Source organism: Pseudomonas pichavaramensis (genome assembly GCF_050473265.1).
In the GTDB taxonomy this organism is placed as follows: domain Bacteria; phylum Pseudomonadota; class Gammaproteobacteria; order Pseudomonadales; family Pseudomonadaceae; genus Aquipseudomonas.
The window spans coordinates 177486-199592 of the sequence record NZ_JBJKFJ010000007.1; the positions used below are offsets into that span (position 1 = coordinate 177486).

The following is a 22107-nucleotide window of genomic DNA, read 5'->3' on the forward strand; positions in this document are numbered from 1 at the left end:
CGAGGTGGGCCGCTCATTGTTTGCGCCGGATGTTAGCGCTATCCAAAATATCCGACAACCCCATGCAGAGAACATTTTCCGATCCGGGCCAGTGACCGTTGTACGCAGTCCCGATCAGACCCGCCGGTTCCCAACCCCTGCCATTGAAGCTAGAGTGTCAGTCAAACCGCTTGCCTGGCCTGCCTGCCAGACCGCAGCGGTGAAACAACAAAAGGTTGCGATACAACGCACCACTGAAGGATCGCCCATGAGCTTCCATCTCTCAGGGTCCGAAACCAGGGACCTTTCTGCCTTCGTCGCCGACCATTTTCAGGAACGCGGCATCCACCCGGACGAGCAAATCGCTCGCTCCTGGTACCGCAGCGTGGTGCAGCATCGTCTCGATCCCCATGGTCTCGGCGAGAAGCATGTACTCACCGCCAGCGAGCTACGGGAACATCAGCGCCAGCATCAGGAATACCTGGCCATTGCCGGCCAGGGCGTGACCGGTCTGGCCAAACGCGTAGTGCCGGCCGGTTTCGCTGTGCTGCTGGGCGACGAGCATGGGGTGACCCTCGATACTCGCCTCCCGCTGCAGTACGACCTCTATACCGAGGCTGGGCTGATCGCCGGCGCCTGCTGGGACGAATCCACCGTTGGCACCAATGGCATCGGCACCGCGCTGGCATCACGTCAGGCCATGACCATTCACCAGCAGGAACACTTCCTGGTTTCCAACTTCCGTCTCAGCTGCTCGGTGGCGCCCATCTATGACGCGCAGAACATTCTGCGCGGCTGCCTCAACGCCACCTGCCTGAACAGCTCTGGCCCGAAGGAGACTCAGTACCTGACCCTGCAACTGGTGATCATGTATGCACGGATGATCGAGAACGCCAGTTTTCGCCAGCGCTACCGCGACCGCGTGACCTTGTCGCTCAAGTCTCACGACGACATCAGTGACCTGGCCAATGAACAGCTGCTGGCGCTGGATGAACAAGGCCGCATCATCGGTGCCAACCACGCTGCCTTCGTCAGCTATGAGAGCGAACGGCAGATCGACCTGCTGGGGCGACGTATCGATCAATTACTCCCCGCAAATGTCGATGAGTTGCTGAGCCTCAGCGCCGGCGGTGCCCGTGGTGTAAACCTGCGCTCACTGGATAATGACGTGCCCCTAGGCGTCAGCCTGCGCGTACCGGCTGTGTCGCGACCCAGGCCGGCCAAAACGCCAACACCCGGCCCTGCCGAACACCCAGGGCTGGACCGCCTGAGTAGCGCCGACCCACGCCTGCAGGAAGGTGTCCGACGCCTGCGCAAGGTACTGGACAAGGACATTGCCATCCTCATCACTGGTGAAACCGGCACAGGCAAGGAAGCGTTCGCCCGCGCTATTCACCAGGCCAGCGCACGAGCACGTGGCCCGTTCGTGGCACTCAATTGCGCAGCAATCCCGGAAAGCCTGATCGAGAGCGAGCTGTTCGGCTATCGTGGCGGCAGCTTCACCGGTGCCAACAGAAAGGGCATGAAGGGCAAGCTGGAGCTGGCCAATGGCGGCACCCTGTTCCTCGATGAGATCGGTGACATGCCGGCGCACCTGCAAACGCGCCTGCTGCGCGTACTTGCCGAGCGCGAGATTTCACCCTTGGGCGCCGACACTCCGGTGCCGCTGGACGTGCAAGTGATTTCCGCCACCCATCAGGACCTGGCGCAGATGATTGCCTGCAAAGCCTTTCGCGAGGATCTCTTCTATCGCCTGAACGGCATGCCTCTGGCCCTTCCCGCCCTGCGTGAGCGCGCGGACCGTGGCGAACTGATCGATAGCCTGCTGCTTGGCTACGGCCACCTGCGCCTGAGCGAAGCGGCACGCCAGCGCCTGCTCGAACACCCCTGGCCCGGCAATATCCGCCAGTTGAGCAGTTGCTTGCGTTATGCCGCGGCGCTGGCCGAGGATGGCTACATCGACCTCGATTGCCTGCCAGCCGACGTGCAGCAGACGTGCCAGTTTGTCGAAAGCGTTGCGCCTGGCGGCGCAGGCCACCTTGCCAGCCAGCTGGAGAATGACGAAGCCCGCCATTTGCAAACGGCGCTGCGCCAGCACCGCTGGAACATCAGCGCCGTGGCAACGGCCTTCGGTGTGGCCCGCTCGACCCTGTACCGCAAGATGAAGAAGTACGGGATCGTACAGCCCAACGAGCGCTTCTGATCGCTGCGCATGAAGCTAAGAACGCAGTGTAGGAGCGGCTTCAGCCGCGATTGAGCCGTAACGCCTGCCCCTTCTCCAGGTGCAAGATTACCCGTCATCGAGACAAAAAAGAGCGGACCCGCACTGCCGCGCGGGTCCGCTCCGGTATGCCCTCTGCCTTATTCCTGCGCGTAGATCACATGGGTGTGGGTGTACTCGTACAGGCCGTGCTTGCCGTCGGCGCCGCCGATGCCGGACTTGCGCGTACCGGCGTGGAAGCCCTGCATCGCCTCGAAGTTCTCGCGGTTGATGTAGGTTTCGCCGAAGTCCAGCTCGCGGCTGGCCTTGAGCGCGGCACTGAGGCTGCGCGTGTAGATCGACGAGGTCAGGCCGTACTCGCTGTCGTTGGCCAGGGCGATGGCTTCATCGAGGCTGTCGACGATCTGGATCGGCAGCACTGGGCCGAAGATCTCCTTGCGCATGATCTCCATCTCGGCGGAGCAGCCGGCCAGCACCGTCGGCTGATAGTGAAAGCCCTTGCCCAGATCGGCCAGCGCGCCGCCGGTAACCACCTGCGCGCCATGGCCGATAGCGGTTTGTACCATCTGCGCCACCTTGTCCAGGCCGGCCTGGTTGATCAGCGGGCCCATGTCCAGATCACGCTCGACAGATGGGTCGCCATAGCGGGTCGCGGCCATCGCCGAGGCAATCTTGTCGATGAACTGATCGGCCACCTTGCGCTCGACATAGACCCGCTCGGCGCAGTTGCACACCTGCCCGCTGTTGATCACCCGCGAGGCCTTGATGGCGTTCACCGCCAGATCCAGATCGGCGTCGGCGAGGACGATCGCCGGCGCCTTGCCGCCCAGTTCCAGATTGAGCTTGGTGATGTTCGGCGCCGCCGCAGCCATGATCCGCGAGCCGGTGCCGACGCTGCCGGTGAAGCTGATCAGATCGACCCCGGCATGGCTGGTCAGTGCGCTGCCGGCACCGGCGCCGGTGCCGCCGACAACGTTGAACACGCCAGTTGGCAGGCCCACTTCAGCCACCAGCTTGGCGAACTCGAAGCAGTTGATCGGGGTTTCCTCGCTGGGCTTGATGACGATGGTGTTGCCGGTAATCAGCGCCGGCGCCATCTTGCGCGCGATCAGGAAGAACGGGAAATTCCACGGCAGGATGCCGGCCACCACCCCCAGCGGCTTGCGCAGCAGGAAGATGTGCTCGCCGGCGCGGTCGCTGGTCAGCACCTCGCCTTCCAGACGACGTGCCCACTCGGCCATGTAGTCCAGGTAATCGGCAGTGAAGTTGACCTCCACCTCGGCAAGCGCCGGCACCTTGCCGCCTTCGCGAGTAATGATCTGCGCCAGGCGCGGCGCGTTGGCCCGCACCTTCTCGGCGATACGGCGCAGGTAACCGGCGCGTTCGATGGCCGGCGTCGCCGCCCAGCCCTGCTGCGCCTTGCGGGCGGCAGCGATGGCGCGGTCGACCTGCTCGTTGCCGGCCTCGGGAATCCGCGCCAGCAGTTCGCCGTTGGCCGGGTTGCGCACTTCGATCAGCTTGTCGCTGCTTACGAAGGCGTTGTCGATGTAGTTCTGATAAATGGTTTCGCTCATGGTCGCTCTCGCTGTGCGATGGGAGTGACCAGCGCACGCCGCTCAGGCGTGCGCTGGCATGGTCAGTTGGCGCTGAATTTCTTCCAGGCCTCGCCTTCTTCCTGGAGGTCGTGGGCGCGCTTTATCAGGTACTGGTGAATCTGATCGACCTGCTTGGCGTCGAAGGCCTCGGCGAAGGACGGCATGCCGTCCGGCACGCGGCCGCCATAGAGGATGCCGAGGAACATCTGATGCTTCTCCGGGGTCAGCTTGCGCAGATCCGGCAGCACGCCGCCGCTCACCGCATGGATGCCGTGACATTGCGAGCAGTAGCTGTCGTACAGCTTGGCGCCGGCCTCGACGCTGGCGGTATCGCCGGTCAGGGGCGGCGGTTTCGGCGCGTCAGCCGGTGGTGTCGGCTCCTGCAGCTTGGCCGTGCCGCCGAGCTTGTAGGTCAGCACCTGGGCAAAGGGCTGCACCCCGGCGCGCAGCGACAGAGCGCCGGCGAAAGTGGAGAAGGCGCCGCCCCAGCCCGCCATGAAGGTGACGTATTGCTCACCGTCCACCGAGTAGGTGATCGGCGCAGCCATCACGCCACTGGCAGCCGGCTGCTCCCAGAGCTTCTTGCCATCCTCGGCGGCGTAGGCGATCACCCGGCCATCGGCGCTGCCTTCGAACACCAGATTGCCCGCAGTGCTCAGGGTGCCGCCGTTGAAGATGGTGATGTAAGGCTGTTCCCAAACGGCCTGCTGCTTAACCGGATCCCAGGCGATCAGCTTGCCGGACCAGGTCTTGGCCATTTCCAGCAGGCCATCGGCGCCCTCGGGCATCATGCCGGTGCGCAGGCCCAGTTGGTACATGCTCTTGAACGGATTGCGCGTGGGCGCCTCGGGGATGTGCTCGTAGTAGGCGGACATGATGTGCGCCGGAATGTAGACCAGCCCGGTCTGCGGGTTGTAGGACATCGGGTGCCAGTCATGCGCGCCCCAGAATGCCGGGGTGACCAGGTTGCGCTTGCCGTTTTTCCAGTAGGCGGCGTTCTCCTCATCGATGATCGGCCGGCCGGTCTTCATATCGATGCCCTTGGTCCAGTTCTGCGGCACGATGCCCTTGGCCGACAGCAGCTCGCCGGTGGCGCGGTCGATGACGTAGAAGAAGCCGTTCTTCGGCGCCTGCATCAGCACCTTGCGCGGTTTGCCGTCGATTTCCAGCTCGGCCAGGATCATGTGCTGGGTGGCGGTGAAGTCCCAGGCATCGCCCGGCGTGGTCTGGTAGTGCCAGACGTATTCGCCGGTGTCGGCGTCGACCGCGACGATGGACGACAGGAACAGGTTGTCGCCCTTGGCCTCGCTGCGCCATTTCGGGTCCCACAGCGAACCGTTGCCGACGCCGATGTAGAGCAGGTTCAACTCCGGGTCGAAGGCGAAGGAATCCCACGCGGTACCGCCGCCGCCCTGCTTGGCGAAGGCATCGCCATGCCAGGTCTTGGCGGCGATCTCCATCGCCTTGTTCTCCGGCGGCAGCTTGGGATCACCCGGCACGGTGTAGAAGCGCCAGGCCTGCTTGCCGGTCTCGGCATCGTAGGCGGTAACATAACCACGCACGCCGAACTCGGCACCGCCGTTGCCGATCACCACCTTGCCGTTGACCACCCGCGGCGCGCCGGTGATGGTGTAGCTGCGGGTGTGATCGGCGCGGGTATCGACCGACCAGACCCGCTGCCCGCTCTTGGCATCGATGGCCTCCAGACGCCCGTCGAGCACGCCGACATAGACCTTGCCCTTCCACACCGCGACGCCACGGTTGACCGCATCGCAGCAGGCCTCGCCGGCACGGTTGCGGTCCGACTGCGGGTCGTACTTCCACAACAGCTTGCCGTTGCGCGCATCCAGCGCGTACACCACCGAGAACGGCCCGGTGGTGTACATCACGCCGTCGACCACGATGGGCGTGGCCTCCACGCCTCGGTCCAGATCCAGCTTGTAGCTCCAGGCCAGGCCGAGCTGGTCGACGTTCTGCTGGTTGATCTGCTGCAGCGGGCTGAAGCGCTGTTCGTCGTAGGTACGACCATGGGTCATCCAGTTACCAGGTTCCTGGTCAGCAGCGATGATGCGCTTGCCGTCGACGTCGGCCGCCTGCACGGCTTGGCAGAAGCCGCTCAGCAGCATGGCGGTGAACAAGGCGGTACGCGGAAGACGCGAGGTCAGATGCCTGCCGAGAATCGAGCGGGCGATAGGCATGTCCGGGCCAATCGATCTCATGGTTTTTCTCCAGTTATTGTTGTGACCGCAAACATGGTTTCGCGGCTTGCAAGCACTGGAGCAACGCCTATGCCAGAGCCTGGAGATTGTCTGCAGCCCCTATGCTGCTTGGCTTTCGCCGATCCACAGAGCATCGCATCGCAGTCTTGTCGCGCTACAGGTGTAGCGCCGGACGCAACAGCTGTTGCAGCGCTGCTACAGAAACGCGGCGGCACTCCTCGGCAAATGCGCCGTAACACATTCGGCCAGCGCGCAGGCCTGCCCCAAGGGCTCGCCTGCTAACCTGCGTGCCTCGCGACAGCGTCCTGGCGCTTCACAAACCAGTCCCGCGGCGAACTGTCAGCCATAAACCGGCGTGGCCTTGATCCTGCCGTACGCGCTTCGACACACACCCGACAAACCTGGCACGACCTATGGATGCCACTGCTTTGCGTGGCCGGCACCGAACTGCGCCGCAAGCGGTACATACAAGAAGAAGTTGAAGAAGGATCGTTTCATGCGCCTCACGTTGACCTGCATCGCCCTGCTACCGGGGCTGGCCTTGGCTGAACAGACACCCTACGAGATCGACGAGCTGGTGATTACCGGCAGCCGCTACCAGGCCAGCGGCGGGCGATTGCCCTTCTCCGTCAACCGTGTCGATGCCGAGCAGGCGACGCTGGGCAAGCCGGGTGTGAACCTGTCCGAAGCACTGGGCAGCGTGCCGGGCCTGGTCGTGCAGAACCGCCAGAACTACGCACAGGATTTGCAGATTTCCTCGCGCGGCTTCGGCTCGCGCGCAGCCTTCGGCATTCGTGGCATCAAGCTGCTGGCCGACGGCGTGCCGCTGTCCAACCCCGATGGCCAGGGCCAGGCCGCCACCTTCGACCTCGACACCCTGGAGCGCATCGAAGTGCTGCGCGGCCCGTTCGCCAGTGTCTACGGCAGTAACTCCGGCGGCGTGATCCAGCTGTTCTCGCGTGATGGCGAAGGCCCGCCAAAGATCGCCGTCGACACTTCGCAAGCCGCCTATGGCAGCAGCCGCACACGCGTGGCTGCCGAGGGCGGCAACGACAAGGCCGGCTTCATCATCAACCGCTCGCACTTCGAAACCGACGGCTACCGCGACCACAGCGGCGCCATCCTCGACAAGACCTTCGCCAAGCTGACGTTGCACCCGGACGACCTCAGCAAACTCAGCCTGAGCTTCAGCGAACTGGACCAGAACGACACCCTGGACCCGCAGGGGCTGACCTGGGATCAGGTACGCGACGATCGCCGCAGCGCCGCGCCCAGTGCCCTGCAGTTCGATACGCGCAAGACAGTCGACCATCGCCAGTTCGCCCTCAACTATGAGCGCAGCTTCGCCGCTGGCACCTGGCAAAGCACGCTGTACAGCGGTACACGGCGGGTGATCCAGTTCCAGTCGATACCGGTGGCAGTACAGGCCCCAGCTTCACAGTCCGGCGGCGTGATCGATTTCGAGCGCAACTTCCACGGCATCGGCAACCGCTGGATACAACCCTTCGACCTCGGCAGCAGCCTGCTCACGGTTACCGCTGGTCTGGATTACGACTATTCGCGCGACGACCGCCAGGGTTACGAGAACTTCGTCGGTAGCACGCTTGGGGTCAAGGGCGATCTGCGCCGCGACGAGCGTAATGAGGTCACCAGCCTGTCGCCCTATGTACAGGCCGCCTGGCAGTTCGGCGACCTCGGCTTGCAGGCGGGCTTACGCCACAGCCAGGTGGAGTTCGACGTCGACGACCGCTTCCTCGGGAATGGTGATGACAGCGGCTCGGTGACCTACCGCGAGCTGACCCCGACCCTGGGCGCCAGCTACGCGCTGCTGCCGGAACTGAATATCTACGCCAGCTGGGGCAAGGGGTTAGAGACACCGACGCTGAACGAGCTGTCCTACTCGGGTCCCGACAACAGCTTCGGTTTCGACCTCAAGCCTGCGACCAGCGAGCAAATCGAAGTCGGCCTCAAGGCGCGCCTTGCCGAAGCCAGCAGCCTGCAGGTGGCGCTGTTCCAGATCGATACTGACGACGAACTGGTGGTGGAATCGGCCAGCGGAGGCCGTTCGCGCTTTCAGAACGCTGCGCAGACACGCCGCCGCGGCCTGGAGCTGGCGCTGGAAAGCCGGCTGAGCGAAACCCTGCGCGCCAATCTTGCCTACACCTATATCGACGCCACTTACAGCAAGGACTTCACGACTCGCACCGGGTTGATCGAATCCGGTAATCACCTGCCTGGCATTCCAACCAACACCCTGTACGGCGAGCTCGCCTGGAAACCGTGGCAGGGTTTCAGCACCGCTCTCGAGGGCCTGTACCGCAGCAAGCTTTACGTCGAGGACAGCAACGACGCCAAGGCCGCGCCCAGCTATGCGTTGCTCAACTGGCAGGCGCGCTTCGAACAGCAGGCCGGCGCGCTGACCTTCAATCAGGTGCTGCGCATCGATAACCTGCTGGATCGCCAGTACATCGGCTCGGTGATCGTCGGCGATGGCAACGGTCGCTACTACGAACCCGGCCCGGAACGCGCCTGGTATGTCGGCGCAGGCGTGCAGTATCAGTTCGATTGAGGCGGGTTGATTTGTGGGAGGCGCTTTAGCGGCGAGCGCTTGTCGCGGCTAAAGCCCCTCCCACATGTCCCATCACAAGCTCCGCGCTATCACCATCCGCTGCACATCGCTGGTGCCTTCGTAGATTTGGCACACCCGCACGTCGCGGTAGATGCGCTCGACCGGAAAGTCCTTCAGGTAGCCATAGCCACCCAGCGTCTGAATCGCCGCCGAGCACACCCGCTCGGCCATCTCCGAGGCGAACAGCTTGGCCATCGAGGCCTCAGTCAGGCACGGCTGACCCGCCTCGCGCAGACTCGCAGCGTGATGCACCATCTGCCGCGCCACGGCGATCTGCGTGGCCATGTCGGCAAGGCGGAAGGCCACCGCCTGGTGCTCGATGATCGGCTTGCCGAAGGTCTTGCGCTCGTGCGCATAGTCGCGCGCCGCTTCGAACGCGGCGCGCGCCATGCCGACCGACTGCGCGGCGATACCGATGCGTCCACCTTCCAGATTGGCCAGGGCGATACGGTAGCCCTCGCCCTCCTCACCCAGGCGCAGACTCGCCGGGATGCGCACTTCATCGAGCTGGATCTGACAGGTGTCGGAGGCATGCTGGCCAAGCTTGTCCTCGACCCTCAGCACGGAAAATCCCGGCGTATCGGTCGGCACGATAAAGGCGCTGATGCCCTTCTTGCCCGCCTGCGGGTCGGTCACGGCGAAGACGATGACCATGCCAGCCTGACTGCCGGAGGTGATGAATTGCTTGGCGCCGTTCAGCACGTAATGCTCGCCATCACGCCGGGCGCGGGTGCGCAGATCACTGGCGTCGGAGCCGGCCTGCGGCTCGGTCAGGGCAAAGGCGCCAAGCATACGTCCCTCGGCCAATGGGCGAAGGAAGCGCTGCTTCTGCTCCTCGCTGCCGTATTTCAGAATCGGCATGCAGCCCACCGAGTTGTGCACGCTCATGATGGTGGAACAAGCGCCATCGCCAGCCGCCACTTCCTCCAGCGCCATGGCATAGGCCAGGTGGCCGGTCTCGGCACCACCCCACTGCTGCGGCACCAGCATACCCATGAACCCCAGCTCGCCCATCTCGTCGATCGCTTCAGCCGGGAAGCGGTGCTCGCGATCCCAGTCGACAGCGAAGGGTTTCAGTCGCTCCTGGGCGAACTGGCGAGCCATGTCACGGATGAGTATTTCGTCTTCGTTGGGCAGCATGGCTGGCTCCATACGTAGGGTGCGCCGTGCGCACCGCTGATTGGCAGAAACTCTGGGTGCGCACAGCGCACCCTACGGGTCGGTTCAATACAACTCGATGGCCACGGCGGTGGCTTCACCGCCACCGATGCAAACGGACGCAACGCCCCGCTTGAGGCCTCGCTGTTGCAGCGCCGCCAGCAGGGTGACCAGGATGCGTGCACCGGACGCCCCGATGGGATGGCCCAGGGCGCAGGCGCCGCCGTGCACGTTGAGCTTGTCGTGATCGATGCCCAGCTCGCGCATGGCCACCATTGGCACCACAGCGAACGCCTCGTTGATCTCGAACAGATCCACCGTCTCCAGCGCCCACTCGATACGCGCCAGTAGGCGCTGGATCGCTGCTATCGGCGCCGTGGTGAACAGGTTCGGCGCCTGCGCATGTCCGGCGTGACCGACGATACGGGCCAGCGGCGCCAGGCCACGCTCCTGAGCCTGGGACAGGCGCATCAGCAACAACGCGGCAGCGCCATCGGAAATGGAGCTGGCATTGGCCGCCGTCACCGTGCCGCCTTCGCGAAATGCCGGCTTCAGAGTGGGAATCTTCTCCGGGCGCGCCTTGGGCGGCTGCTCATCGCTATCGACCAGACGCTGTTCACGGCCCTGCGGTGCCTTCACGGCGACGATCTCACGGGCGAAGTCACCCTGCTCGATGGCCTGCCGAGCGCGACGCAGTGACTCCAGCGCATAAGCATCCTGCTCCTCGCGACTGAAACGATACTGCTGCGCGCAATCCTCGGCGAAGGTGCCCATCAGTCGACCGCGTTCGTAGGCATCCTCCAGTCCGTCGAGGAACATGTGATCAAGCACCTGGCCGTGGCCCATGCGGTAACCGCTGCGGGCGCGAGCCAGCAGGTAGGGCGCACCCGACATGCTTTCCATGCCGCCGGCCACCAGTACGTCGGTGCTGCCAGCGAGCAACTGGTCGTGGCCAAGCATCACGGCCTGCATGCCGGAGCCACACATCTTGTTCAACGTGGTGCACTGCGCCGCCTGGCTCAGACCAGCCCCCAGCGCCGCCTGGCGCGCCGGTGCCTGGCCCTGCCCGGCCTGCAACACGCAGCCCATCAGTACCGTGTCCACCGCCTCGGCAGCGACGCCGGCACGTTGCAGGGTGGCGCTAATCGCCGCTGCGCCCAGTTCGGCTGCAGTAAGCCCGGCCAGATCACCGAGAAAGCCACCCATGGGCGTACGGGCGGCGCCGACAATGACGATGGGATCGAGTTGCTGATTCATGAGTTCACCTGCAGATCCTGTAGTCCGGATGCAATCCGGGGAATGTGGGCGCGGGGTCTTCCCGGATTGCATCCGGGCGACCGTTACTTCGCCGCCATACGCAGCGCGCCATCGAGGCGGATCACCTCGCCGTTGAGCATCGGGTTCTCGACGATATGCCGCACCAGCGCGGCGTACTCATCAGGTCGCCCCAGGCGCGGCGGGAACGGCACGTTGGCTGCCAGCGAGTCGCGTACTTCCTGCGGCATGCCGGCCATCATCGGGGTCTCGAATACGCCGGGGGCGATGCACATTACACGGATGCCCGAGCGCGCCAGATCACGCGCCGCTGGTAGTGTCAGCGCCGCCACCCCGCCCTTGGAAGCGGCATAGGCCACCTGGCCCATCTGCCCATCGAATGCGGCTACCGAGGCCGTGTTGATGATCACCCCACGTTCACCACCTGCGTTCGGCGCGTTCTGCGCCATGGCCTCGGCGGCCAGGCGCAGCAGGTTGAAACTGCCAATCAGGTTGACCTCGACCGTACGGCGGAAGCTGTCCAGGCCATGTGCACCATTGCGCCCCAGCACTTTTTCGGCCGGCGCGATCCCTGCGCAGTTGACCAGTCCGTGCAGGCTGCCGAACGCCTCCAGCGCCTGTTCCACCGCGCTGCGGCCATCTTCCTCGCAGGTGATATCGGCACGCACGAAACGCGTGCTTACTCCCAATTCGGTGATGGCCTGCCGGCCCGCCTCCACGTTGATATCCAGCAAGACCACCTTGCCGCCTTGCCCGACCAGCTCACGGGCAGTGGCCAGACCGAGACCGGAAGCGCCGCCGCTGATCAGGAACGTGGATTCGTCGATACGCATGCTCAACCTCTGTGATTGTTGTGGGGTGAGATTGACGCCAGATTTGCACAGGTTTACGTTAACGTAAAGGTAAACGAGCAATGACCATGGCAACCACCTATTCCATCTCCGATCTGGCCCGCGAACTCGACATCACCACGCGCGCCATCCGCTTCTACGAGGAGCAAGGCATGCTCGCCCCGGAGCGACGCGGGCAGGAACGTATCTACAGCGCCAAGGACAAGGTGACGCTGAAACTCATTCTGCGTGGCAAGCGCATTGGCTTCTCGCTGGCCGAGTGCCGCGAGCTGATCGAGCTGTACGACCCGGAAACCGGCAACCGCAAACAGCTGGAAACCTTCATGGGCAAGATTGCCGAACGCCGCCTGCAGCTTGAACAACAGTTGTTGGACATCCAGCAGATGCAACTGGAACTGGATACCGCCGAAGAGCGCTGCCTGAGTGCCTTGGCCGAGACTCAAGCGTAGGGTGCGCCGTGCGCACCACTGAATCCGATCCGGTGCGCACGGCGCACCCTACGACAACAACAAGAGGTGCCCCATGAGCTACCCAACTCTCAACTTTGGCCTCGGCGAAACCCTCGACATGCTGCGTGACGCGGTGCACCACTTCGCCCAGGCCGAGCTGGCGCCGCGCGCCGCACAGATCGACCGCGACAACGAATTCCCCATGGACATGTGGCGCAAGTTCGGCGACATGGGCCTGCTCGGCATGACGGTCAAGGAAGAGTACGGCGGCACCGACATGGGCTACCTGGCCCACGTACTGGCCATGGAAGAGATCAGCCGCGCCTCGGCCTCGGTGGGCCTGTCCTACGGCGCGCATTCGAATCTGTGCGTCAACCAGATCCACAAGAACGGCAGCGAAGCGCAGAAACAGAAATACCTGCCCAAGCTGTGCTCCGGCGAGCATATCGGTGCCCTGGCCATGAGCGAGCCCAACGCCGGCTCCGACGTGGTGTCGATGAAGCTGCGCGCGGAGAAACGCGGCGACCACTACGTGCTCAACGGCAACAAAATGTGGATCACCAACGGCCCGGACGCCCACACCTACGTGATCTACGCCAAGACCGACATCAACGCCGGTTCGCGCGGCATGACTGCCTTTATCGTCGAGCGCGACTTCAAGGGCTTCTCCCGCCACCAGAAGTTGGACAAGCTCGGCATGCGCGGCTCCAACACCTGCGAATTGCTGTTCGAGGACTGTGAGGTACCCGAGGAAAACATCCTCGGTGTCGAAGGGGGCGGCGTGCGCGTGCTGATGAGCGGCCTGGACTACGAGCGCACCGTACTCTCCGGCGGCCCGACCGGGATCATGAGCGCCTGCATGGACGTGGTGCTGCCCTACGTGCACGAGCGCCAGCAGTTCAAGCAGTCGATCGGCGAATTCCAACTGGTGCAGGGCAAACTGGCCGACATGTACGCCGGCATGAACGCCTCCAAGTCCTACCTGTACGCCGTCGCCCGCGCCTGCGACCGTGGCGAGGAATCGCGCAAGGACGCCGCCGCGGTGATCCTCTACACCGCCGAGATGGCGACCAAAATGGCGCTGGACACCATCCAGCTGCTTGGCGGCAACGGCTACACCAACGAGTACCCGGCCGGTCGCCTGCTGCGTGACGCCAAGCTCTACGAGATCGGCGCCGGCACCAGCGAAATCCGCCGCATGCTGATCGGCCGTGAGCTGTTCAACGAGAGCAAGTAAGCCCGCAGGGTGCACCACGCGCACCACCCAAAACGGCATGGTGCGCACGGCGCACCCTACACACGGTAGCCAGAAACGGAGCGCCCCAGATGGCCATCCTGCACACCCAGATCAATACCCGCTCACCGGAGTTCGCCGCCAACCAGGCGGCCATGCTCACTCAGGTGGACGACCTGCGCGCCCTGCTCGCCCGCGTCCATGAAGGCGGCGGCGCCAGGGCGCAGGAGCGCCATATCGCACGCGGCAAGCTGCTGCCACGCGAACGCATCAATCGTCTGCTCGACGCCGGCTCGCCCTTCCTCGAGATCGGCCAACTTGCCGCCCATGAGGTCTACGGCGAGGACGTGCCAGCAGCCGGGGTGATCGCTGGCATCGGCCGCGTAGAAGGCGTGGAATGCATGATCGTCGCCAACGACGCGACGGTAAAAGGTGGCAGCTACTACCCGCTGACCGTGAAGAAGCACCTGCGCGCCCAGGCCATTGCCCGCGAGAATCGCCTGCCGTGCATCTACCTGGTGGACTCCGGCGGCGCCAATCTGCCGCGCCAGGATGAGGTGTTCCCCGATCGCGAGCACTTCGGTCGTATCTTCTTCAACCAGGCCAATATGAGTGCGCTGGGCATCCCGCAGATCGCCGTGGTCATGGGCTCTTGCACCGCTGGCGGTGCGTACGTGCCGGCCATGAGCGACGAGACCATCATGGTCCGGGAACAGGCCACCATCTTCCTCGCCGGCCCGCCGCTGGTGAAGGCCGCCACCGGCGAGGTGGTCAGTGCCGAGGAGCTGGGCGGCGCCGACGTGCACTGCAAGACCAGCGGTGTGGCCGACCACTATGCCGAAAACGACGAACACGCCCTGGCCCTGGCGCGGCGCAGCATCAGCAATTTGAACTGGCGCAAGCTCGGCCAGCTGGACAGCCGTGCGCCCATCGCCCCCCGTTATGCAGCCGAGGAGCTGTACGGGGTGATTCCAGCCGATGCCAAGCAGCCATTCGACGTGCGCGAGGTCATCGCCCGTATCGTCGACGACTCGCAACTGGATGAATTCAAGGCGCTGTTCGGCACTACCCTGGTCTGCGGTTTCGCCCGTATCAACGGCTACCCGGTGGCGATTCTGGCGAACAACGGCATCCTCTTCGCCGAATCGGCGCAGAAAGGTGCGCACTTCGTCGAGTTGGCCTGCCAGCGCGGTATCCCGCTGCTGTTCTTGCAGAACATCACCGGTTTCATGGTGGGCAAGAAGTACGAAGAAGGCGGTATCGCCAAGCACGGCGCCAAGCTGGTCACCGCCGTGGCCTGCGCCCAGGTGCCGAAGTTCACCGTGATCATCGGCGGCAGCTTCGGCGCCGGCAATTACGGCATGTGCGGCCGCGCCTATGATCCGCGCTTTTTGTGGATGTGGCCCAACGCGCGCATCGGCGTGATGGGTGCGCAGCAGGCCGCCGGCGTGCTGGTGCAGGTCAAACGCGAACAGGCGCAACGCGCTGGCCAGCCGTTCGGCGATGACGAGGAACAACGCTTGAAACAGCCTATCGTCGAGCAGTACGAGCAGCAGGCGCACGCCCTCTATTCCAGCGCGCGGCTGTGGGACGACGGCGTGATCGACCCGGCGCAGACCCGTGAGGTGCTGGCCCTGGCGCTGTCGGCCAGCCTCAACGCCGCCATCGAGCCGACCCGTTTCGGTGTGTTCCGCATGTAATCCGTGGGAGGGGCTTTAGCCGCGACTGGCAGCGCGATTATCGCGGCTAAAGCCCCTCCCACAATGAATCCCATGTATCGGTGCGCACGGCGCACCCTACGGAATGACCATGACCGACTTCACCACCGTACAGCTTGAAACCGACAAACGCGGCTTCGCCACCCTGTGGCTGAACCGCCCGGAAAAGAACAACGCCTTCAACGCCGAGATGATCCGCGAGCTGATCCTCGCCCTCGACGCCGTCGGCGAGGACAAGAGCCTGCGTTTTCTCCTGCTGCGCGGCCGTGGCAAGCACTTCTCCGCCGGCGCCGACCTGGCCTGGATGCAGCACGCCGCTACCCTCGACTACAACGCCAACTTGAATGACGCCCGCGAACTGGCCGAACTGATGTACAACCTCAACGCGCTGAAGATCCCAACGCTGGCCGTGGTGCAAGGCGCAGCGTTCGGCGGCGCCGTGGGTCTGGCCAGTTGCTGCGACATGGCCATCGGCGCCGAGGACGCGCTGTTCTCGCTGTCCGAGGTGCGTATCGGCCTGGCCCCGGCGGTGATCAGCCCCTTCGTCGTGCAGGCCATCGGCGAACGCGCGGCCAAGCGCTATGCGCTGACGGCCGAGCGCTTTGACGGCAAGCGTGCCCGCGAACTGGGCCTGCTCGCCGAGTGCTTCCCGAGTGGCGAGCTGGACGCCCAGGTCGAGGCCTGGGTCGCCAACCTACTGCACAACAGCCCACAGGCCATGCGCGCCAGCAAGGACCTGCTGCGCGAGGTCGGCAGCGGCGAGCTGAGCCCAGAACTGCGCCGCTACACCGAGAACGCCATCGCCCGCCTGCGTGTCAGTCCCGAGGGTCAGGAAGGCCTGCGCGCGTTCCTGGAAAAACGCCAACCGTCCTGGCAGGAGCAATGACCATGATCGACACCCTGCTGGTCGCCAACCGCGGTGAAATCGCCTGCCGCGTGATGCGCACGGCCAAGGCCATGGGCATCCGCAGCGTGGCCGTGCACAGCGCCATCGACGCAGACGCACGCCATGTGCGCGAGGCCGATGTCGCGGTGAACCTCGGTGGCGCCAAGCCTGGCGAAAGCTATCTGCTGATCGACACCATAATCGCCGCCGCCACGGCCAGCGGCGCCCAGGCCATCCACCCCGGCTACGGTTTTCTTTCGGAGAACGCCGGCTTCGCCCGCGCCATCGAGCAGGCCGGGCTGATCTTTCTCGGCCCGCCCGCCTCGGCCATCGAAGCCATGGGCAGCAAGTCGGCGGCCAAATCGCTGATGGAAGCCGCCGGTGTGCCGCTGGTGCCCGGTTACCACGGCGAAGCGCAGGATTATGAAACCTTCCGCGAGGCCGCCGCGCGCATCGGCTACCCGGTGCTGCTCAAGGCTGCTGCCGGCGGCGGTGGCAAGGGCATGAAGGTGGCCGAATCCGAAGCCCAGCTCGCTGAGACGCTGGAGTCGGCGCAGCGCGAAGCGCAATCGGCCTTTGGCGACTCGCGCATGCTGGTGGAAAAATACGTGCTCAAACCGCGCCACGTGGAGATTCAGGTATTCGCCGACCAGCACGGCAACTGCCTGTACCTCAACGAGCGCGATTGCTCGATCCAGCGCCGCCACCAGAAGGTGGTCGAGGAAGCGCCGGCACCTGGGCTGAGTCCCGAGCTGCGCCGCGCCATGGGTGAAGCGGCAGTCAAAGCGGCGCAGGCCATCGGCTATGTCGGCGCCGGCACGGTGGAGTTTCTGCTCGACGAACGCGGCGACTTCTTCTTCATGGAGATGAACACCCGTCTGCAGGTCGAACACCCGGTCACCGAAGCCATCACCGGCCTCGACCTGGTGGCCTGGCAGATTCGCGTTGCCCGTGGCGAGCCGCTGCCGATCCGCCAGGATCAGGTGCCGCTGCATGGCCACGCCATCGAGGTACGTCTGTACGCCGAAGACCCGGATCACGACTTCATGCCTGCCACCGGCACCCTCGCGCTGTACCGTGAGGCCGCCAGCGGCGACGGTCGCCGGATCGACAGCGGCGTGACCGAGGGCGACAGCGTTTCGCCCTTCTACGACCCGATGCTGGGCAAGCTGATCGCCTGGGGCGAGAACCGTGAACAGGCGCGCCTGCGCTTGCTGGCCATGCTGGCAGACACCCTGGTTGGCGGGGTGAAAACCAACCTGGCGTTCCTACGCCGCATCCTCGCTCACCCGGCTTTTGCCGCATGCGAACTAGACACGGGCTTTATCCCGCGTCACCAGCAGCAGTTGCTGCCCGCCCCCGCTGAGCTGCCGGAAGACTTCTGGCAACTGGCCGCCGATGCCTGGGTGCAGAGCGAAACAGCGCAACAACGCGACGACGACCCACATTCACCCTGGGCCGCCCGCAGTGGTTGGCGCGCCGGTGGCGCGGCGGAAATCGAGTTGCACCTGAATTGCCAGGGGGAAAGCCGCAAGGTACGTGCGACCAACAAAGCCAGCTTGCAAGGCGAACAGCTGCAGACGGAGATCGACGGCACACGTCAACGTCTGTGCGCCATCCGCCGTGGCGACACCCTTTACCTGCAATGGTGTGGCGAACTGCACGCCATCACCTGCTTCGACCCGATCGCCGTCGCCGAGGCCGGCCATGCCCAACACGGCGGCCTGAGTGCCCCCATGAACGGCAGTATCGTCCGTGTTCTGGTCGAACCGGGCCAGGCGGTGGAAGCCGGCACCGCACTGGTGGTGCTGGAAGCGATGAAGATGGAGCACAGCATTCGCGCCCCCGAAGCCGGCACGGTCAAGGCGCTGTATTGCCGTGAAGGGGAAATGGTCAGTGAGGGCGCGGTGCTGGTGGAGCTCGAGTAGGCTGTGCCCTGCGCACTAGGCTGCGAAAGATCGTCAAATCCATGCTGCGCAAGGCGCACCCTACGATGAACACGAGGGAACCCAATGAACCTGCCTAAATCCGTGCGCCTGGTCGAAGTCGGCCCACGCGACGGCCTGCAGAATGAAAAACAACCGATCAGCATCGCCGACAAGGTGCGCCTGGTGGACGACCTGACGAGCGCCGGCCTGAGCTACATCGAAGTCGGCAGTTTCGTCTCGCCCAAGTGGGTAGCGCAGATGGCCGGCAGTGCCGAGGTGTTCACCGGCATCCAGCGCAAACCGGGCGTTACCTACGCCGCATTGACGCCGAATCTCAAGGGATTGGAAGGCGCGCTGCAGGCGAAAGCGGATGAAGTCGCAGTGTTCGCTGCCGCCAGCGAAGCCTTCTCGCAGAAGAACATCAATTGCTCCATCGCCGAGAGCCTGCAGCGTTTCGTGCCGCTGATGGAGGCGGCCAAAGCGGCGAACGTGCGCGTGCGCGGCTACGTTTCCTGCGTGCTCGGCTGCCCCTATGACGGCGAGGTCGAACCGACTCAGGTCGCCAGCGTCGCCCGCGAGTTGTATGCCATGGGCTGCTACGAAGTGTCGCTGGGCGACACCATCGGCACCGGTACCGCTGGCAAGACCCGGCAACTGATCGAGACGGTGGCCCGCGAAGTGCCGCGCCACCTACTGGCCGGGCACTTCCATGACACCTACGGTCAGGCCCTGGCCAATATCTACGCCAGTTTGCTCGAAGGCGTCGGCGTGTTCGACAGCTCGGTCGCCGGGCTTGGTGGTTGCCCCTACGCCAAGGGCGCCACCGGCAACGTCGCCAGCGAGGACGTGCTCTACCTGTTGCAAGGTCTGGGCATCGAGACCGGTGTGGACCTGGACCAACTGATCGCAGCTGGCCAGCGCATCTGCGAGGTACTGGGCAAGGCCAACGGCTCGCGGGTGGCGCGAGCGCGGCTGGCGAGTCACTGGACGCCAAACTGCAATCCGTAGGAGCGGCTTTAGCCGCGATTTTCGCGGATAAAGCCGCTCCTACAGCTAGGTGTAGCGTATCGACGATAGCCTCTGAACACCTGAAAAAGGTCGGTGCGATAGCAGCAACGGTCGCCTGGGTTACAGGTCGAATGCCCCGAACGCACTAATCTGAAGCTTAGGGACAAGTACGACGAGGACTCGCCATGCCGCAACCTCTGTGGGCACCTTCCGCCGAACGTATCGCCGCCAGCCGAATGGATGCTTTCCGCTGTTTCGTCAACGAGCGCCACACCTTGCAGCTGGACGACTACCCTGCCCTGCACGCCTGGAGTGTCGATCAGCGCGAGGCTTTCTGGCAGGCCATCGTCGACTTCTTCGACATTCGTTTCCACACGCCCGCCCAATGTGTCTTGCGTGAAGGGCCGGCGATGCCCGATGCACAGTGGTTTCCCGGCGCTACGCTGAACTTCGCCGAACACCTGCTACGCCGCCGCGACGGTCACCCGGCGCTGGTGGCCATTGGCGAGGATGGCAGCCGCGAACAACTCAGCTATGCGCAACTGGCCGCACAGGTCGCCGGCCTGGAGCGTGCCCTGCGTGATGCCGGCGTGGGTATAGGTGACCGCGTCGCGGCATTCATGCCCAATACCTGGCAGAGCGTAGTCGGCATGCTGGCCACGGCCAGCCTGGGCGCGACCTGGTCGAGCTGCTCGCCGGACTTCGGTACTCAGGGCGTGATCGACCGTTTCGGCCAGATCGAACCCAAGGTGCTGATCGCCGCTGCCGGTTATCGCTATGCCGGCAAGGACCTCGACCTGACCAACAAGCTCAACGAAATCCTCGAGCAACTCCCCAGCCTGGAGCAGTTGCTGATCGTGCCCTATGCACGACCTCTGGCCTGCCCCGAAGATTACCGCTCACCTGCCCAGATATCCCTGTGGCGGGACTTTTACCAGCCCGGTGGCGCTCCACAGTTCACACCTGTGCCCTTCGACCAGCCGCTGTACATCCTCTACTCCAGCGGCACCACCGGCGTGCCCAAGTGCATTGTGCATGGCGGTGGTGGCACCCTGCTGCAGCACGTCAAGGAACACGGTTTGCACACCGACCTGGGCGCCACCGACACCCTGTTCTACTACACCACCTGTGGCTGGATGATGTGGAACTGGCTGGTATCCGGGTTGGCATTGGGCGCCACCCTGGTGCTGTATGACGGCTCGCCCTTCCACCCTGAGCCAACTCGCCTGGTCGAGTTGATCGATGCCGAGGACATTTCCATTTTCGGCACCAGCGCCAAATTCATCGCCGCGCTGGACAAGGCCGGCGTCAAACCGCGCGAAAGTCACCAACTGACGCGGCTCAAGGCCATTCTTTCCACCGGCTCGCCGCTGGCGCATGAAAGCTTCGACTACGTCTATCGAGATGTGAAACGCGATGTCTGCCTGTCATCGATCTCCGGTGGCACCGACATCGTCTCCTGCTTCGCACTGGGCAACCCGACCCTGCCGGTCTGGCGCGGCGAACTGCAGTGCAAGGGCCTGGGGATGGACGTTCAGGTCTGGGACGAGGCCGGCCAGCCGCTGCATGGCGACAAGGGCGAACTGGTCTGCGCCCGGCACTTTCCCTCGATGCCGGTGGGCTTCTGGAACGATACGGACGGCGAGAAATTCCACGCGGCCTACTTTGCGACCTTCCCCGGCGTCTGGGCCCATGGCGACTATGCCGAGGAAACCGCGCACGGTGGTCTGATCATCCATGGCCGTTCCGATGCAGTGCTCAACCCCGGCGGCGTGCGCATCGGTACTGCGGAAATCTATCGCCAGGTGGAAAAGGTGCCGCAGGTGCTGGAATCCATCGCCATCGGCCAGGACTGGCAAGGTGACGTGCGGGTGGTGCTGTTCGTACGCCTGCGCGATGACCTGACACTGGACGACGCGCTGCGCGAGGAAATTCGTCGGGTGATTCGCGCCAACACCACGCCTCGTCATGTGCCGGCGAAGATCGTCCAGGTCGCCGACATACCGCGCACCATCAGCGGCAAGATCGTCGAACTGGCGGTACGCAATGTCGTCCATGGACGCGCGGTGAAGAACACCGATGCACTGGCCAATCCACAGGCATTGGCGCTTTATCGCGATCTGCCCGAACTGCGGCAGGAATAACCACCGGTGCACAAACGCTCGTGCACCACAGGGAATCTATACTCACTCGACTCGAACAGCGGGATGTTCGCCTTGCCCTACTTTCTCTGCTTGATCGCTGCCTGGTTGTTCGCAACGTCGGCATCAGCCGACGAGCCTCTGGAGCTGTACATGCCAGATGCACCACCCTTGACTCTCCCCGATTACCAGAGAGGCCACGGCATGGTCGGCGACGTAGTTCTCACAGCGTTGGCGAAGATAGGCAAACTGTCGCACGTGGTCGTCGAGCCTTGGTTGCGCGCTCAGGTCAGAGTTTCCAGGGGACGCAACATGCTGATCATTCCCTTGTCGCGAACACCCGAGCGTGAGGAGCTGTACACCTGGGTTGCACCGATCATGCAGCTGGAGCGCGCATTTTTCAGCCTCGACGAACCGGTCAAGACCTTCGCCCAGGCGCGCCAGCGTTACCAGCGCATAGGCGTTGGCATGGGCACCGCTCAGGTGCAGATTCTGCAGCGTGAAGGCTTCAGCGATAAGCAGATCGTACAGTTCGCGCTGGGTGAGAACCCGGCCCATTTGCTCAGCCTTGGGCGTATCGACGCCTGGTTCACCGGCGTGCCGGAAGCGCTGTATATCTGGGAAAGGTCCATCTATCGCGAGCAGAACCTGCGCCGCAGCCCGACACTGGCCAGCACCGGTCTGTACCTGGGCTGCTCGAAGGACTGCGATGCGCAGTTGGTCGCACAGCTCCGTAACGCCATCGAGGAACTGGAACACGAAGGCGTCAACCACCTCCTGCGCCAGGCCTATCTCCCCCTGCAGCCCGACCCCTGA

At 64.2% G+C, this 22107-nt stretch carries 15 protein-coding genes; 10 read left to right on the top strand and 5 right to left on the bottom strand.

Features of this window, described 5'->3' with window-relative positions; all coding sequences use genetic code 11:
• The first annotated feature begins 247 nt into the window (after positions 1–247).
• Positions 248–2182: a sigma-54-dependent Fis family transcriptional regulator gene (locus ACJRW5_RS13690; protein ID WP_484571051.1), complete on the top strand. Its 1935-nt coding sequence runs from the start codon at positions 248–250 to the stop codon at positions 2180–2182.
• A 158-nt stretch (positions 2183–2340) separates the two neighbouring features.
• Here the strand turns inward: ACJRW5_RS13690 and aldA are convergent, their stop codons facing one another.
• A complete protein-coding gene (gene aldA, locus ACJRW5_RS13695) occupies positions 2341–3774 on the bottom strand; it encodes an aldehyde dehydrogenase (RefSeq protein WP_484571052.1) in 1434 nt (477 codons plus the stop codon).
• Between the two features lie 62 nt (positions 3775–3836).
• Positions 3837–6014, bottom strand: coding sequence for a PQQ-dependent dehydrogenase, methanol/ethanol family (locus ACJRW5_RS13700; protein ID WP_484571053.1), 2178 nt, complete (start codon positions 6012–6014; stop codon positions 3837–3839).
• A gap of 496 nt (positions 6015–6510) precedes the next feature.
• On the opposite strand from ACJRW5_RS13700, the gene ACJRW5_RS13705 reads away from it, so the two are divergent.
• Positions 6511–8583, top strand: a complete 2073-nt coding sequence (locus tag ACJRW5_RS13705; protein WP_484571054.1) for a TonB-dependent receptor family protein — start codon at positions 6511–6513, stop codon at positions 8581–8583.
• 72 nt (positions 8584–8655) lie between these two features.
• On the opposite strand, the gene ACJRW5_RS13710 is transcribed toward ACJRW5_RS13705, so the two are convergent.
• The 3 genes from ACJRW5_RS13710 to ACJRW5_RS13720 all read right to left on the bottom strand — a co-directional run bounded on the left by ACJRW5_RS13710 (position 8656) and on the right by ACJRW5_RS13720 (position 11909).
• Positions 8656–9783, bottom strand: a complete 1128-nt coding sequence (locus ACJRW5_RS13710; protein WP_484571055.1) for an acyl-CoA dehydrogenase family protein — start codon at positions 9781–9783, stop codon at positions 8656–8658.
• 84 nt (positions 9784–9867) lie between these two features.
• The gene (locus tag ACJRW5_RS13715) at positions 9868–11058 is read right to left on the bottom strand and encodes an acetyl-CoA C-acyltransferase (RefSeq protein WP_484571056.1); all 1191 of its coding nucleotides are present in this window, start codon (positions 11056–11058) and stop codon (positions 9868–9870) included.
• A gap of 83 nt (positions 11059–11141) precedes the next feature.
• Positions 11142–11909, bottom strand: a complete 768-nt coding sequence (locus tag ACJRW5_RS13720; RefSeq protein WP_484571057.1) for a 3-hydroxyacyl-CoA dehydrogenase — start codon at positions 11907–11909, stop codon at positions 11142–11144.
• Positions 11910–11995: 86 nt separating this feature from the next.
• On the opposite strand from ACJRW5_RS13720, the gene ACJRW5_RS13725 reads away from it, so the two are divergent.
• The 8 genes from ACJRW5_RS13725 to ACJRW5_RS13760 all read left to right on the top strand — a co-directional run bounded on the left by ACJRW5_RS13725 (position 11996) and on the right by ACJRW5_RS13760 (position 22107).
• Positions 11996–12376 carry a MerR family transcriptional regulator gene (locus ACJRW5_RS13725; RefSeq protein WP_484571058.1) on the top strand — a complete coding sequence of 127 codons (381 nt, stop codon included), beginning with the start codon at positions 11996–11998 and terminating at the stop codon, positions 12374–12376.
• A 73-nt stretch (positions 12377–12449) separates the two neighbouring features.
• Positions 12450–13613 (top strand): isovaleryl-CoA dehydrogenase, encoded by a 1164-nt coding sequence (locus ACJRW5_RS13730; RefSeq protein ID WP_484571059.1) that lies wholly within the window; start codon positions 12450–12452, stop codon positions 13611–13613.
• An 89-nt stretch (positions 13614–13702) separates the two neighbouring features.
• Positions 13703–15310 (top strand): carboxyl transferase domain-containing protein, encoded by a 1608-nt coding sequence (locus ACJRW5_RS13735; protein ID WP_484571060.1) that lies wholly within the window; start codon positions 13703–13705, stop codon positions 15308–15310.
• 109 nt (positions 15311–15419) lie between these two features.
• The gene (locus tag ACJRW5_RS13740; protein WP_484571061.1) at positions 15420–16214 is read left to right on the top strand and encodes a gamma-carboxygeranoyl-CoA hydratase; all 795 of its coding nucleotides are present in this window, start codon (positions 15420–15422) and stop codon (positions 16212–16214) included.
• A gap of 2 nt (positions 16215–16216) precedes the next feature.
• Positions 16217–18142 (top strand): acetyl/propionyl/methylcrotonyl-CoA carboxylase subunit alpha, encoded by a 1926-nt coding sequence (locus ACJRW5_RS13745; protein ID WP_484571063.1) that lies wholly within the window; start codon positions 16217–16219, stop codon positions 18140–18142.
• A gap of 84 nt (positions 18143–18226) precedes the next feature.
• Positions 18227–19150 (top strand): hydroxymethylglutaryl-CoA lyase, encoded by a 924-nt coding sequence (locus tag ACJRW5_RS13750; protein ID WP_484571064.1) that lies wholly within the window; start codon positions 18227–18229, stop codon positions 19148–19150.
• 185 nt (positions 19151–19335) lie between these two features.
• A complete protein-coding gene (locus ACJRW5_RS13755; protein ID WP_484571065.1) occupies positions 19336–21294 on the top strand; it encodes an acetoacetate--CoA ligase in 1959 nt (652 codons plus the stop codon).
• A 63-nt stretch (positions 21295–21357) separates the two neighbouring features.
• Entirely contained in the window at positions 21358–22107 is a 750-nt protein-coding gene (locus ACJRW5_RS13760; RefSeq protein WP_484571066.1) for a substrate-binding periplasmic protein, read from the top strand.

Coding starts and splice junctions, on each gene's coding strand:
- ACJRW5_RS13690 (WP_484571051.1), top strand. CDS start 248: ATGAGCTTCCATCTCTCAGGGTCCGAAACCAGGGACCTTTCTGCCTTC.
- aldA (WP_484571052.1), bottom strand. CDS start 3,774: ATGAGCGAAACCATTTATCAGAACTACATCGACAACGCCTTCGTAAGC.
- ACJRW5_RS13700 (WP_484571053.1), bottom strand. CDS start 6,014: ATGAGATCGATTGGCCCGGACATGCCTATCGCCCGCTCGATTCTCGGC.
- ACJRW5_RS13705 (WP_484571054.1), top strand. CDS start 6,511: ATGCGCCTCACGTTGACCTGCATCGCCCTGCTACCGGGGCTGGCCTTG.
- ACJRW5_RS13710 (WP_484571055.1), bottom strand. CDS start 9,783: ATGCTGCCCAACGAAGACGAAATACTCATCCGTGACATGGCTCGCCAG.
- ACJRW5_RS13715 (WP_484571056.1), bottom strand. CDS start 11,058: ATGAATCAGCAACTCGATCCCATCGTCATTGTCGGCGCCGCCCGTACG.
- ACJRW5_RS13720 (WP_484571057.1), bottom strand. CDS start 11,909: ATGCGTATCGACGAATCCACGTTCCTGATCAGCGGCGGCGCTTCCGGT.
- ACJRW5_RS13725 (WP_484571058.1), top strand. CDS start 11,996: ATGGCAACCACCTATTCCATCTCCGATCTGGCCCGCGAACTCGACATC.
- ACJRW5_RS13730 (WP_484571059.1), top strand. CDS start 12,450: ATGAGCTACCCAACTCTCAACTTTGGCCTCGGCGAAACCCTCGACATG.
- ACJRW5_RS13735 (WP_484571060.1), top strand. CDS start 13,703: ATGGCCATCCTGCACACCCAGATCAATACCCGCTCACCGGAGTTCGCC.
- ACJRW5_RS13740 (WP_484571061.1), top strand. CDS start 15,420: ATGACCGACTTCACCACCGTACAGCTTGAAACCGACAAACGCGGCTTC.
- ACJRW5_RS13745 (WP_484571063.1), top strand. CDS start 16,217: ATGATCGACACCCTGCTGGTCGCCAACCGCGGTGAAATCGCCTGCCGC.
- ACJRW5_RS13750 (WP_484571064.1), top strand. CDS start 18,227: ATGAACCTGCCTAAATCCGTGCGCCTGGTCGAAGTCGGCCCACGCGAC.
- ACJRW5_RS13755 (WP_484571065.1), top strand. CDS start 19,336: ATGCCGCAACCTCTGTGGGCACCTTCCGCCGAACGTATCGCCGCCAGC.
- ACJRW5_RS13760 (WP_484571066.1), top strand. CDS start 21,358: ATGTTCGCCTTGCCCTACTTTCTCTGCTTGATCGCTGCCTGGTTGTTC.